The organism is Kitasatospora sp. NPDC048296, from assembly GCF_043201815.1.
Taxonomy (GTDB): domain Bacteria; phylum Actinomycetota; class Actinomycetes; order Streptomycetales; family Streptomycetaceae; genus Kitasatospora.
On the sequence record NZ_JBICZB010000007.1, the window covers coordinates 30,762 to 46,250 of the forward strand.

General features: G+C 74.4%; 1 protein-coding gene. It reads right to left on the reverse strand.

The features are described 5' to 3' along the window. Window position 1: 1 nt before the first annotated feature. Window positions 2–15,436 (reverse strand): SDR family NAD(P)-dependent oxidoreductase, encoded by a 15,435-nt coding sequence (locus ACGF12_RS07360; protein ID WP_393026823.1) that lies wholly within the window; start codon window positions 15,434–15,436, stop codon window positions 2–4. Window positions 15,437–15,489: the final 53 nt, after the last annotated feature.

The following is a 15,489-nucleotide window of genomic DNA, read 5'->3' on the forward strand; positions in this document are numbered from 1 at the left end:
GTCACAGCTCCTCCTGTCCGCCGAGGTCGTCAAGGGCCAGGTTCATCAGGCTCTCGATGTCCATCGTGTCGATCGACTCGCCGCTCTCGCCGTCGTCGTCCTTCGACTCGGCGGCGGACTCGGCCTTGAGCCCAGCCAGTTCGAGCAGGCTGTCCAGCAGGCCGGCGTCGCGCAGCCGGGCCAGCGGGATCGCGCCCAGCGCCTGGCGCACGGCGGCCTCCTGCACTTCCCCGGCCGAGCCCTCGGCCGGGGCCAGTTCGGCTTCCAGGTGCCGGGCCAGCACCATCGGGTTCGGGTAGTCGAAGATCAACGTGGCCGAGAGCCGCAGCCCGGTGGCCTCGTTGAGCTGGTTGCGGAACTCCACCGCCGTCAGCGAGTCGAAGCCGAGTTCGCTGAACGCCCGGTCCAGGGCCACCTCGGTGACCCCGAGCACCCCGGCCGCCTGGGTGCCGACCAGTTCGAGCAGGAGCGCGATCCGCTCCTGGCCGACCAGCCCGGCCAGGCTGCGCCGCAGCGCGGCCGAGGCCGTGGAGGCTGCCTGCGCCACCCGCCGCGCGGACGAGGAGCGCACCAGCCGACTCAACAGCGGCGGGACCCGGTTGCCCCGGGCCAGTGCGGCCAGGTCGAGGTGTGCGGGCATCAGGACGGCTTCCGCCCGGCCGACCGCGGCGTCGAACAGGGCCAGACCAGCCTCCTCGCTGAGGCTGCCCACCCCCGACTGGGCCATCCGGCGGCTGTCGGCCTCGCTGAGCCGGTCGGCCATGCCGCCGTTGCCCGACCACGCGCCCCAGGCCAGTGAGGTGGCCGGCAGGCCGACCGCCCTGCGGTGCAGGGCCAGGCCGTCGAGGAACGCGTTGGCGGCGGCGTAACTCGCCTGCCCGGGGCTGCCGAGCAGACCGGCCGCCGAGGAGAACAGGACGAACGCCGACAGCTGTCGGTCCTTGGTCAGCTCGTGCAGGTGCCAGGCCGCGTCCACCTTGGGTCGCAGCACGGCGGACAGCCGCTCGGGCGTCAGCGAGGCGAGCGTCCCGTCGTCCAGCACGCCCGCGGAGTGCACCACCGCGGAGACCGGGTAGCGCGCCAGTACTGCGGCCAGCTCCTCCCGGTCGGCCAGGTCACAGGCCAGGATGGTCACTTCGGCGCCCAGGCCGGTGAGTTCGGCGTGCAGCTCGGCGGCGCCGGGCGCCGCCTCGCCGCGTCGGCTGAGCAGCAGCAGACTCGACACCTGGTGCTCGGTGACCAGGTGACGGGCCACCAGGCGCCCCAGCGCCCCGGTGCCGCCGGTGAGCAGCACCCGGCCGCTCCACTCGACGGGGGCGTCCGGTACGGCCTTCGCCGCCCTGGTGAGCCGCGGCGCGTTGAGCGCACCCGAACGCACCGCGAGCTGCGCCTCGCCGCAGGCGACGGCGGCCGGCAGCAGGTGCCAACCCGGGGCCGCCTCGTCGTCGGCATCGTGGTCGTCCAGGTCGATCAGCACGATCCGGTCGGGGTTCTCCGACTGCGCCGTACGGATCAGCCCCCAGGCCGCCGCGGCGGCCAGGTCGGTGACGTCCTCACCGGTAGGCGAGACCGCGCCACTGGTCGCCACGACCACGGTCGCCTGCGCGAACCGCTCGTCGGCCAGCCAGGACTGCAGGCGGCCGAGCAGCGCGGCCAGGCCCTCGTGGACCGCCCGCGGATCGTCACCGCCCGCCCAGGGCAGCACCAGGACGTCCACCGGGTCGGCCAGCGCCGCGAGCTCGTCGAGGTCGGCGACCGTACTGACCGTGGCGACCTGCACCGCCAAGGCGTCCAGCAGCCGCCGACGGCGCGTACCGAGCACCGCCCAGTGTCCGCCCGAGGGCACTGCGCCGCCGGTGAGCCTGGTCCACTCCAGGGCGAAGAGCGAGTCGTTGCCGCCGGCCGTTGCCAGCCGGTCCACCGCGACCTCGCGCAGCACCAGCGACTCCACCCGGGCCACCGGGGCACCGGCCCCGTCCGCGAGCTCGATCCGCACCGCGTCCGAGCCGGCCGGGCTGATCCGCACCCGCAGCGTCCGCGCGCCCACGGCGTACAGCTCGACCCCGTTCCAGGCGAACGGCAGGCTCATCCGCTGCGCCGCACCCGCCCGCAGTCCGATCGCGTGCAGCGAGGCGTCGAACAGCGCCGGATGAATGCCGAACCGATCGGTCTCCAGCGGGAGTTCGACCTCGGCGAAGACCTCGTCAGCCAGCCGCCAGGCGGCCCGCAGCCCCTGGAACAGCGGGCCGTACTCGGCGCCGAGCTCGGCCAGGCGCTCATAGGTCCCCGCCAGGTCGAGCGCCTCGGCGCCGACCGGCGGCCAGGCCTGCGGCATGCCGGGCGCCGGGGCCGAAGCGGCCCGCAGCAGCCCGGTGGCGTGCGAGGTCCACGGTCCCCCGGCCTGGTGACCGGGAGGTGCCCCCAACTCGTCCGCCGTGCGGGAGTACACCTGGAACGTCCAGGTCCCGGCATCGGCCGGACGCACCGTGCACTGCAGCCGGACCGTGCCCTGCTCGGGCAGCAGCAGGGGTTCGGCAATGGTCAGTTCCTCGACCGCGCCGGCCCCGAGGTCCGCGCCGGCCGCCAGCGCCATCTCGACGAACGCCGTGCCGGGCAGCAGCACCACCCCGCCGACCGCGTGATCGGCCAGCCAGGGGTGGCTCTGCAACGAGAGCCGTCCGGTGAACAGCGTGCCCTCGCCTCCCGCGAGGTCCACGGCGCTGCCCAGCAGCGGGTGGTCCGCCGTCGCCCGGTAGCCCGCGGGCTCGCTCGCCATCCAGTACCGGCGGCGCTGGAAGGCGTACGTCGGCAACTCGACCGCGGCACCGGCCGGCAGCAGCCGCGCCCAGTCCACCGCGCCGCCGTGGACGTGGAAGGCGCCCAGGGCGGTGAGCACCGCCGCCGACTCCTGCCGGTCCTTGCGCAGCAGCGGGATCAGCGCGGCGTCACCGCTCGGACCCTCGGCCAGGTTCTCGGCGGCCAGCGCGGTCAGCACCCCGCCCGGACCGATCTCGACGAACCGGCGCGCGCCGGCCTCCTCCAGCGCCCGCACGCCGTCCGCGAAGCGCACCGCCTCGCGCACGTGGCGCACCCAGTACTCCGGTGAGCACAGCTCCTGCGCGGCAGCCTGCGCTCCGGTCAGGGTGGAGACGACGGCGATCCGCGGCGGGTGGTACTCCAGCCCGGCGGCGACCTCGCGGAACTCGGCGAGCATCGGCTCCATCAGCGGCGAGTGGAAGGCGTGGCTGACCGTCAGCTCCCTGGCCCGCTCGAACCGCTCGGCGATCGCGCGCACCGCCATCGCCTCGCCCGAGATCACCACGGAGCTCGGCCCGTTGACCGCCGCGATGCTCACCCGCTCGGTCAGCAGCGGCTCGATCTCGGCCTCGGTGGCCTTGATCGCCACCATCGCACCGCCGGCGGGCAGCGCCTGCATCAGCCGGCCGCGCGCGGCGACCAGTCGGGCGGCGTCCGCCAGCGACCAGACCCCGGCCACGTGAGCGGCGGCGAACTCGCCGATGGAGTGCCCGGCCAGCAGGTCGGGGCGGATGCCCCAGGACTCCAGCAGCCTGAAGAGCGCGACTTCGAGCGCGAACAGGGCGGGCTGGGTGTACTCGGTGCGGTCCAGCAGCTCGGCCGAGGACAGCGCCTCGCGCAGCGGCTGGTCGAGCAGCGGGTCCAGCCGCTCGCACACCTCCTCGAAGGCGGCCGCGAAGGCCGGGAACGTCTCGATCAACTCCTCGCCCATACCGACCAGTTGCGAGCCCTGGCCGGAGAACAGGAACGCGGTGCGACCCGCTGCCGCAGTGCCGAGCGCCACGCTCGGCGAGGCCTGACCCTCGGCCAACGACCGCAGGCCGCGCAGGAGTTCGTCCCAGTCACCGCCGCTCACCGCCGCCCGGTGGGCGTGGTGGCCGCGGGCACTCGCCAACACCGCCGCGACCTGGCGCGGATCGAGCTCGGCCCGCTCGCCCAGGTGGCTCAGCAGCCGCTCGGCCTGCTCGCGCAGCGCCTGCGGGCTGTGGCCCGAAAGCAGCAGCGGGGCCTGCGGCTGCCGCGCCACCAGCGCGGCAGCCTCCTCACCGGGAGCGCTGGGCGCGGCCTCGATCACCACGTGCGCGTTGGTGCCGCTGATCCCGAACGAGGAGATCCCGGCCCGGCGCGGGTGGTCGTACTCGGGCCATGCCAGCGACTCGGTGAGCAGCCGGACGTGGCTGTCCGTCCAGTCGACGTGCCGGGACGGCTCGTCCACGTGCAGGGTCTTGGGCAGCACCCCGTGGCGGATCGCCTGCACCATCTTGATCACGCCGGCCACCCCGGCCGCGGCCTGGGTGTGACCGATGTTCGACTTGATCGAGCCGAGCCAGAGCGGGCGCTCCTCGGTGTGCTCGCTGCCGTAGGTCGCGATCAGGGCCTGCGCCTCGATCGGGTCGCCCAGCGTGGTGCCGGTGCCGTGCGCCTCGACCAGGTCGACCTCGCCGCCGGGCACACCCGCCGCCGCCAGCGCGCGGCGGATCACCCGCTGCTGGGCGGGGCCGTTGGGGGCGGTGATGCCGTTGGAGGCACCGTCCTGGTTCATCGCGGTGCCGCGCACCACGGCCAGCACCTGGTGGCCGTTGCGGCGGGCGTCCGAGAGCCGCTCCAGCAGCAGGACGCCCGCGCCCTCGCCGAAACCGGTGCCGTTGGCGGCGTCCGCGAACGGGCGGCAGCGCCCGTCGCGCGACAGGCCGCGCTGCCGGCTGAACTCGACGAAGGTCCCCGGGGTGGCCATCACCGTCACCCCGCCGGCCAGTGCCAGGGTGCAGTCACCCTGGCGCAGCGACTGCACCGCGAGGTGCAACGCGACCAGCGAGGAGGAGCAGGCGGTGTCCACCGTCAGCGTCGGCCCCTCCAGACCGAGCGTGTAGGCGACCCGGCCCGAGACCACACTGCCGGAGCCGTAGCTCTCGAAGTAGTCGTGGTACATCACGCCGGCGAACACCCCGGTCGCGCTGCCGCGCAGCGAGACCGGGTCGATGGCGGCCCGCTCCAGCGCCTCCCAGGCGGTCTCCAGCAGCACCCGCTGCTGCGGGTCGGTGACCAGCGCCTCCTCCGGATCCATGCCGAAGAAGTCGGCGTCGAAGTCGCCCGCGTCGTACAGGAACGCGCCGTGCTTGGCGTAGCTGGTGCCGGGGCGGTCCAGGGTCGGGTCGTAGAGCGACTCCAGGTCCCAGCCTCGGTCGGTGGGGAACTCGCCGATGGCGTCCACCTCGCCGACGACCAGCTTCCACAGGTCCTCGGGCGAGTTCACGCCGCCGGGGTAGCGGCAGCTCATCCCGATGATCGCGACCGGCTCCTCCGAGCCGGCGGGCGCGGCCTGCACCGGCACGGCCGCCAGGTTGCCGACCAGCTGCTCGAGCAGGTAGCCGGCCAGTTCGAGGGGGTTGGGGTAGTCGAACACCAAGGTGGCCGGCAGGCGCAGCCCGGTGGCCGCCGCCAGGCCGTTGCGCAACTCGACCGCGGCCAGCGAGTCGAAGCCCAGCTCGCGGAAAGCCTTGTGCGCTTCGACCGCCTCCGCCGAGCGGTGCCCGAGCACCGAGGCGGCTTGGGTGCGGACCAACTCCACCAGGAAGGGCTTGCGTTCGACCTCGGCGAGGGCGGCCAGCCGGCCGCGCAGCGAGTCGGCGCCGGCGGCCGGCTGACCGGAGACGGCCTGGCGCCGGGAGCGCACCAAGGCGCGGAAGAGCGGTGACAGGACGTCACCTTGGGCCCGCAGTCCGGCCGGTTCCAGCTTCATCGGCAGCACGGCGGGGTGCCGGGAGTGCAGCGCCTCGTCGAAGAGCGCCAAGCCCTCATCGGTGGCCAGGGCCGCCACGCCGCCCCGGGAGATCCGGGACAGGTCGGTGTCGTCCAGCGTGCCGGTCATCCCGCTGGCCTGCGCCCACAGGCCCCAGGCCAGCGACTGGCCCGGCAGGCCGAGCCCCCGGCGGTGGCCGGCCAGCGCGTCCAGGAAGGCGTTGGCCGCGGCGTAGTTGGCCTGCCCCGGCGAGCCGAGGGTGGCGGCGGCCGAGGAGAACAGGACGAACGCCTTGAGGTCGAGACCGGCGGTCAGCTCGTGCAGGTACCAGGCCGCGTCCACCTTGGGGCGCAGCACGGCGTCCAGCCGCTCGGCGGTGAGCGAGGAGAGCACGCCGTCGGCGAGCACCCCGGCCGCGTGCACCACCGCGGTCAGCGGATGCTCGGCCGGGACCTGTGCCAACACCTCGGCCAGCGCCGCGCGGTCCGCCACGTCGCAGGCGGCGGCGGTGACCTCGGCGCCGAGTTCGGTGAGCTCGGTGACGAGCTCGGGGGCCGCGCCGCGGCGGCTGAGCAGCAGCAGGTGCCGCACCCCCCACTCGGTGACCAGCTGTCGGGCGATCAGGGTGCCCAGTGCGCCGCTCGCGCCGGTCAGCAGCACGGTGCCCGCGGGGTCGAGCTCCAACCGTTCCTGGTCGGCGGCCGGTTCGGCCCGGACCAGCCGGGGCAGCTGGATGGCGCCGCCCCGGATCGCCAGGTGCGGCTCGCCCACGGCCGAGGCGGTGGGCAGCAGCGCCTCGGAGGCCGGGTCCTGGTCGAGCTCGACCAGGACGATCCGCTCCGGGTTCTCCGACTGCGCCGAGCGGACCAGTCCGGCCACCGCCGCACCGGCCAGGTCGGCGCCGGTGGCCACCAGCACGGTGGCCTCGCCCGCCAGTTGCTCACGCAGCTGGTCGAGGACGGTGTGCACGGCTGCCCGTACCTCGTCTGCGCTGGTGCCCGCCGGGCTGCGCAGCACCACCGGGTCGTGGGCGGGGTCGACGGCCGGGCTCGGCGCGGTAATCCACTCCACCTGGTAGAGCGCGCCCGCCCGCGCCGACTTGGCGGCGGCGGCGAGCTGTTCGGCCGGGATCGGGCGCAGGGCGAGCGAGCCGACGCTCGCCACCGGCGCGCCGCCGGCGTCGGCGAACGTCAGCTCCACCGCGCCGCTCTGGCCCAAGGGCTTGACCCGGACCCGCAGTTCCCTGGCGCCGGTCGCGTGCAGGTGCACCTCGGACCAGGCGAACGGCAGCAGCGCCTCGTCCTCGGCGACGCCGGTCAGGCCGACCGTGTGCAGGGCGGCGTCCGCCAGGGCCGGGTGCAGGCCGTAGCCGTCCACCTGCTGGGCGAAGGCCACCTCGGCGTAGACCTCCTGGCCCAGGCGCCAGGCGGCGCGCAGGCCCTGGAAGGCGGGCCCGTAGGCGAGTCCGGCCTCGGCGAGCTGCTCGTACACCCCGTCGAGATCGATCGGCTCGGCGCCGGTGGGCGGCCAGAGGGTGAGCTCCGGCTCGGCGGGCGCGCCGCCCGGGGCGAGCACACCGTCGGCGTGCCGGATCCAGGGCTCGTCGTCGGCCTCGCTCTCGGGGCGCGAGTAGATGCCGACCGGGCGGCTGGACTCCTCCACCGCGCCGACCACGACCTGCAGCTGCACCGCACCGTGCTCGGGGAAGACCAGCGGGGCGTGCAGGGTGAGGTCGGCGACCCGGCCCAGGCCCACCTGATCGGCGGCCTGGAGGGCCAGCTCGAGGTAGCCGGTGCCGGGGAACAGCAACTCCCCGCCGACCACGTGGTCGGCCAGCCACGGGTGGGTGCCGAGCGAGAGACGGCCGGTGAGGACGGTGCCGTCGGTGTCGGCGCGGGTCATCGCCGCACTCAGGATCGGATGGTCGGTCCGGGTGAGACCGGCCGAGGTGACGTCGGCGTTGCCGGAGACGCTGTCCAGCCAGAACTGCTCGTGCCGGAAGGCATAGGTCGGCAGCTCGACGCGGCGCGGGCGCAGGCCATCGAAGACCTGTCGCCAGTCGACCGCGACGCCGTGCGCGAAGGCCTCGCCGAGCGCGGCGGCGAACCGGGCCGGGCCGCCCTCCTCGCGGCGCAGCGAGCCCAGCGCCCGCACGCCGTCGAAGGTCTCCTGGAGGCCGACGGTGAGCACCGGGTGCGGGCTGCACTCGATGAACACTCCGTGGCCCTTGCCGACCGCGGCCCCGGCGGCCTGCTCGAAGAGCACGGTCCGGCGCAGGTTGGTGTACCAGTACTCGGCGTTCAGCTCGGTGGTGTCGACGAGCTCGCCGGTGACGGTCGAGTAGAACGGCACCTCGGCGGGGAGCGGCGAGACCTCCGCCAGGGTCTCCAGCAACCTGGTCCGGATCGCCTCGACCTGCGCGGAGTGCGAGGCGTAGTCCACCGGCAGCCGCTTGACCCGCACGCCCTCGTCCTTGAGCTGGGCCTGCAGGAGGTCCAGGGCGTCCACGAAGCCGGCGACCACGACCGATCCCGACCCGTTGCGCGCGGCGACGGAGAGCCGGCCGTCGAAGGCCGCCAGTCGTTCCTCCACCTGGTCGACGGGCAGCGCGACCGACATCATGCCGCCCCCGCCGGACAGGTCCTGGGCGATGGCCTGGCTGCGCAGGGTGACGATCCGGGCGCCGTCCTCCAGCGACAGCGCACCGGCCACCACGGCCGCCGCGATCTCGCCCTGGGAGTGCCCGATCACCGCGGCGGGGCGCACCCCGTACGAGATCCAGGTCCGCGCCAGCGAGACCATGACGGCCCAGAGCAGCGGCTGGACGACGTCCACCCGGTCGAGCGGGCCGTTCAGCTCGGCCAGCAGGTCCCAGTCGGTGAACGGCGCGCAGGCGGCGGCGCACTCGGCCATCGCGGCCGCGAACACCGGCGAGGAGACCAGCAGTTCGGTGGCCATGCCCTGCCACTGGGAGCCCTGGCCCGGGAACACGAAGACCGGGCGGGAGCCGGTGGCGGTGCCCTCGACCAGCCCGGGAGCGGTGCGCCCGGCGGCCAACGCGGCCAGCGAGTCGCGCAGTTCGGCGCGGTCCGCGCCGGCGATGGCCGCGCGGTGCTCGAAGTGGGCACGGGTGGTGGCCAGTGCGTGGGCCAGGTCCGCGGGCGCGAGCCGCGGGTTGGCGTCCACGAAGGCCAGCAGCCGTTCGGCCTGGGCGGGCAGCGCCGCTCGGGACTTCGCGGAGAGCAGCCACGGGGCCGTGGTCGGCGCCGCGCTCGTCTCCGGCTGCTCGGCCGCGGCCGGGGCCTGTTCGATGATGGTGTGGGCGTTGGTGCCGCTGATCCCGAAGGAGGAGATCCCGGCCCGGCGCGGCCGCTCGACCTCGGGCCAGGCCCGGGCCTCGGTCAGCAACCGGACCTCGCCGGCCGTCCAGTCCACGTGAGTGGAGGGCTCGTCCACGTGCAGGGTCTTGGGCAGCACGCCGTGGCGCATCGCCTGCACCATCTTGATCACCCCGGCCACACCGGCGGCCGCCTGGGTGTGACCGATGTTCGACTTGATCGAGCCCAACCAGAGCGGTCGGTCCTCACCACGGTCCTGGCCGTAGGTGGCCAGCAGGGCCTGCGCCTCGATCGGGTCGCCCAGCGTGGTACCGGTGCCGTGCGCCTCGACCACGTCGACGTCGGCGGCCGACAGCCCGGCGTTGGCCAGGGCCTGCTCGATCACCCGCTGCTGGGAGGGCCCGTTGGGCGCGGTCAGCCCGTTGGAGGCACCGTCCTGGTTGACGGCGGTGCCGCGGACCACGGCCAGTACCTGGTGCCCGTTGCGCCGGGCGTCCGACAGGCGCTCCAGGACCAGGACACCGACGCCCTCACCCCAGACCGTGCCGCCGGCGCCGGTGGCGAACGGGCGGCACTGCGCGTCGGGGGCGAGCGCGCCCTGGCGGCTGAACTCCACGAACGGGTCCGGGGTCGACATCACCGCGACGCCGCCCACCAGGGCGAGGGTGGACTCGCCGCCGCGCAGCGACTGCGCCGCCAGGTGCAGCGCCACCAGCGAGGAGGAGCACGCCGTGTCGATCGACAGCGTCGGCCCCTCGAGCCCGAGGGTGTAAGCCACCCGGCCCGACACGATGCTGCCACTACCGAACGCGCCGAAGTAGTCGTGGTACATCACCCCGGCGAACACACCGGTGCGGCTGCCCTTCAGCGAGACCGGATCGATCCCGGCGCCCTCCAACGCCTCCCAGGAACTCTCCAGCAGCAACCGCTGCTGCGGATCCATCAACAGCGCCTCACGCGGCGAGATCCCGAAGAACTCGGCGTCGAACGCGCCGGCGTCATGCAGGAACCCGCCCTCGTGGACGTAGCTGGTGTCGGGGCGCTCGCGGGTCGGGTCGTAGATCCGGTCGATGTCCCAGCCCCGGTTGTCCGGGAAGGCGCTGATCGCGTCGCTCTCGCCGATCACCAGGTCCCACAGCTCCTGCGGCGAGGTCACCCCGCCCGGATAGCGGCAGGCCATGCCGACGATGGCGATCGGCTCGTCGGTACGGGCGGCGCTCGCCCGGGCGGCCTTGCGCGGGCCGGACTTGACGCCGCTGAACCGGGTGACCAGGTTGCCGGCCAGCGCCTCGGGTGACGGGTAGTCGAAGACCAGGGTGGCGGGCAGCCGGTGGCCGGTCTCGGTGGTCAGGGCGTTGCGCAGTTCGACGGCGGCCAGCGAGTCGAAGCCGAGGTCCTGGAAGGCCCGGCCCGGGTCGATCGCCTCCGCGGAGGCGTGCCCGAGCACGGCCGCGACCTGGACCCGGACCAGCTGGAGCAGCGCGTCCGCGCGCTCCCGCTCGCCGAGTTCGGCCATCCGGTCGGCGAAGGAGAACTCCGAGCCCTCGACCGCCACCGCCTCGCGGCGCACCGTACGGCCCACCAGGGAGCGGAACACCGGGGCGAGCGCGGCGCCCTGGCGACGCAGCGCCGCCAGGTTCAGCCGCACCGGGGCCAGGGCCGCCAGCCCGGTGGCCCGGGCCAGGTCGAAGAGCGCCACGCCGTCCTCGGCGGACAGCTCGGTCATGCCGCCGCGCGAGATCCTCGCCCGGTCGGCCTCCTCCAGGGAGCTGGTCATGCCGCCGACCGGGGCCCAGGGCCCCCAGGCCAGCGAGAGGGCGGGCAGGCCGAGCGCGTGTCGCCCGGCGGCCAGCGCGTCCAGGAAGGCGTTGGCGGCCGCGTAGTTGCCCTGACCCGGTGCGCCCACCAGCCCGGCGACCGAGGAGAACAGCACGAAGGCGCGCAGCGGCGCGTCCGCGGTGAGCTCGTGCAGGTTGAGCGCGCCGTCCACCTTGGGCCGCAGCACGGCGTCGATCCGCTCGGGGGTCAGCGAGGCGACCACGCCGTCGTCGAGCAGCCCGGCGGCGTGTACCACGGCGGTGAGCGGATGCTCGGCCGGGATCTCGGCCAGCACCTCGGCGAGCGCGGCGCGGTCGGCCACGTCGCAGGCCCGGACGGTGACCTGCGCGCCGAGCTCGGTGAGTTCGGCGGTCAGCTCGTCCCCGCCGCCGCGCCGGCTGAGCAGCAGCAGGTGGCGCGCGCCGAGGGCAGTGATCAGGTGCCGGGCGAGCACCGGGCCAAGGCCCCCGGTCGCGCCGGTCAGCAGGACGGTGCCCTCGGGGGCGAGCTCCGGCGCGGCCTCGGCGGTGAGCTCGGCGGCGGTCAGCCGGGCGGCGTGGGCCGCGCCGGCACGGATCGCCACCTGCGGCTCACCACTGGCCAGTACGGAGGCGGCGAGCGCCTTGGCGTCGGCGTCCGCATCGAGGTCCAGCAGCACGAAACGGTCGGGGTTCTCCGACTGCGCCGAGCGCAGCAGGCCCCACACCGCGGCGCCCGCCAGGTCGGCCACCTCCTCCCCGGCGAGCGAGAGCGCGCCGCGGGTGACCACGATCAGCGGGCGCGGGTCCTCGTCCTGCGCCGCGGCCAGCGCCACGTGGACGGCCACCCGGACGGCCTCGGCATCGTTGCCCGCCACGCTGTGCAGGAGGCGGTAGTCGGCCTCGCCTGCCGTCTCGGCCAGTTGGATCGGGCTCCAGCCGAGCCGGAACAGCGCGTCGCTCGAAACGCCCTGCTCCTGGCGCAGGTTGGTCAGCGGGCGGGAGGCCAGCGAGGTCACCGAGGCGACCGGGGCGCCGGTGGCGTCGGCCAGGTCGACGGCGAAGGAGTGCGCTCCGGTGGCGAGCAGCCGCACCCGCAGCACCGAGGCGCCGACCGCGTGCAGCGAGACGCCGGAGAACATGAAGGGCAGGCGGGCGGTCTCGTCGTCGGAGCCGTCACCGAGCAGGGCGAGCGCGTGCAGTGCGGCGTCAAAGGCGGCCGGGTGCAGGCCGAACCGGCCCGCGTCGGCGGCCGGGCGATCGGCCAGGCGGACCTCGGCGAACAACTCGTCACCGCGCTGCCAGGCGGCGTGCAGGGCCTGGAAGGTCGGACCGTAGTGCAGGCCTGAGGCGGCGTGCCGCTCGTAGAGGCCGGCGGTCTCCAGCGCCTCGGCACCGGCCGGCGGCCACTCGGTGAGGCGTTCACCCGTGCGCGCGGGCACCTGGCCGAGCAGGCCGGAGGCGTGCAGGGTCCACGGGACTTCGGCGGCCGCGCTCTCGGCGCGCGAGTAGACGCACACCGTACGGCTGCCGGCGGCGTCGGTGGCGCTGACGGTGACCTGCACCCGGATGCCGTCCTGCTCGGGCAGGACCAGCGGCACCTCAAGGGTGAGCTCCTCCAGGTGGCCGCAGCCGACCTGGTCGCCGGCCCTGATGGCCAGTTCGACCATGGCGGTGCCGGGCACCACGACCCGGTCGCCGACCACGTGGTCTGCCAGCCACGGGTGGGTGCGCACCGAGAGCCGCCCGGTGAGCACCGCGCCGTCCGAGTCCGCCAGCATGGTGGCCGCGCCGAGCAGCGGGTGCTCGGTGGAGTCCAGGCCGGCGGAGGCGACGTCGCCGACCGAGGCCGGGACCTCGACCCAGAATCGGCTGCGCTGGAAGGCAGTGGTGGGCAGGTCAACCCGGGCGGCCCCCGGGAACAGGGTGCCCCAGTCGGGCGAGCAGCCGCCGATGTGCAGTTGGGCCAGCGCGGTGAGCAGGGTGTCCGGCTCGGGGCGCTCGCGCCGGGTGGCGGCGGCGAGCACGGCCTCCTCGGAGTCCAGGCACTCGCGGGCCATCGCGGTCAGCACCGCGTCGGGGCCCAGCTCCACGAAACGGGTGACCCCGGCCTCGGCCAGCGTGCGGATCCCGGCCTCGAAGCGGACGGCTTCGCGCACGTGACGCACCCAGTACTCCGGATCGGCCAACTCCTCGCCGGCGAGCTCACCCGTGAGGTTGGAGACCACCGGCACGGTCGCCCGGCCGTACGTCAGACCGGCCGCCACCTCACGGAACTCAGCGAGCATCGGCTCCATCAACGGCGAATGGAAGGCATGGCTGACCTTCAACCGCTTCGACTTCGCGAACGACTCCGCGACCCGCAACACCTCCGCCTCGACACCCGAGACCACCACCGCCCGCGGCCCGTTGACCGCCGCGATGCCGACCCCCTCGGTCAGCAGCGGCAGCACCTCGGCCTCACTCGCCCGCACCGCCACCATCGCCCCACCGACCGGCAGCGCCTGCATCAACCGACCCCGAGCCGCCACCAACCGGCACGCGTCCACCAGCGACAGCACCCCGGCCACATGCGCGGCCGCCACCTCACCGATCGAATGCCCCGCCAGGAAGTCCGGCACCACACCCCAGGACTCCAACAACCGGAACAGCGCCACCTCGAAAGCGAAGAGGGCGGCCTGGGTGATGGCGGTCCGGTTCAGCGGCTCGGCGTCGGCGCCGAAGACCAGGTCCTTGAGGCCGCCGTCGAAGTGGGTGCAGACCTCGTCGAAGGCCTGCCGGAACGTCTCGAACTCCTGGTACAACTCCCGGCCCATACCCGGGCGTTGCGCGCCCTGCCCGGTGAACAGGAAGGCCGTCAGCCCCTTGACGGTACGGCCCTGGAGCACCCCGGGCACGCCTTCGGCCAGCGCGTTCAGGCCGCCGCGCAGTTGTTCGCGGTCCTGGCCGAGCACCACGGCCCGGTACTGCTGGGCGGTCCTGGTGGTGGCCAGCGAGAAACCGGCGTCCACCGGGTCCAGCGTGTCCGCCACGGCGGCCAGCCGCCGCGCCTGCTCGCGCAGGGCCGCTGGGGTGCGCCCGGAGAGCAGCCACGGGATGGTCGAGGGCGCACTGCGCGGCTCGCGCTCGGCGGCCTCCTCGAGGGGGGCCTGCTCGATGATGGTGTGCGCGTTGGTGCCGCTCGCGCCGAAGGAGGAGATCCCGGCCCGGCGCGGCCGCTCGACCTCGGGCCAGGCCCTGGCCTCGGTCAGCAACCGGACCTCGCCCGCCGACCAGTCCACCTTGCTGGAGGGCCCGTCCACGTGCAGGGTCTTGGGCAGCACGCCGTGGCGCATCGCCTGCACCATCTTGATCACCCCGGCCACACCGGCGGCCGCCTGGGTGTGACCGATGTTCGACTTGATCGACCCCAACCACAACGGCCGGTCCGCCGACCGGCCCTGGCCGTAGGTGGCCAGCAGCGCCTGCGCCTCGATCGGGTCACCCAACGTGGTACCGGTGCCGTGCGCCTCCACCACGTCGACATCGCTCGCCGAGAGCCCCGCGCTCGCCAGCGCCTGACGGATCACCCGCTGCTGGGACGGCCCGTTGGGCGCGGTCAGCCCGTTGGAGGCACCGTCCTGGTTCACCGCGGAACCACGGACCACGGCCAGCACCTGGTGCCCGTTGCGCCGGGCGTCCGAGAGGCGCTCCAGCAGCAGCATCCCGGCGCCCTCGCCCCAGCCGGTGCCGTCCGCCTCATCGGCGAAGGACTTGCACCGGCCGTCCGGGGAGAGCCCGCGCTGACGGCTGAAGGCGATGAACGCGCCCGGGGTGGACATCACCGAGACACCGCCGGCCATCGCCAGCGTGCACTCGCGCTGGCGCAGCGCCTGCACCGCCAGGTGCAGCGCGACCAGGGCCGAGGAGCACGCGGTGTCGATGGTGACCGCGGGCCCCTCGGTGCCGAGGGTGTAGGAGATCCGGCCGGCCATCACCGCCGCCAGCACGCCGGTGCCGAGCGCCGCCTCGGGGTCCTTCGGCAGCTTCGCCAGCACGTCGCGGTAGTCCTGGCCGTTGGTGCCCGCGAACACCCCGATCCGGGCGCCGCGTACCGAGTCCGGCGCGATGCCGCCGCGTTCCAGCGCCTCCCAGGCCACCTCGAGGAGCAGCCGCTGCTGGGGGTCCATCAGCAGCGCCTCGCGCGGCGAGATGCCGAAGAAGTCCGGCTCGAAGTCGGCGGCCTCGTGCAGGAACCCGCCCCGCAGCACATAGCTCTTGCCGGCGGCGTCCGGGTCGGGGTCGTAGAGCGCGGCGCCGTCCCAGCCCCGGTTGTCCGGGAAGTCCGTGATGGCATCGGTGCCCTCGTCGACCAGCCGCCAGAGCTCCTCGGGGGTACTGACGCCACCGGGGAACCGGCAGCTCATCGCCACGATGGCGATGGGCTCCTTCTCCTCGGTCTCCACGTCGCGCAGCCGCTGCCGGGTCTGGGCCAGATCAGCGGTGACCCTCTTCAGATAGTCGAGCAGCTTGTCATCGTTGGTCATCGAGTGTCGCCACTTCTGTGCGAAAGATTCAGGCCGGCGTGCGGGGCGGGGTC

What these genes read in the sequence shown, in the direction of transcription:
- ACGF12_RS07360 (WP_393026823.1), bottom strand. Translation starts at nt 15,436, where the DNA reads ATGACCAACGATGACAAGCTGCTCGACTATCTGAAGAGGGTCACCGCT.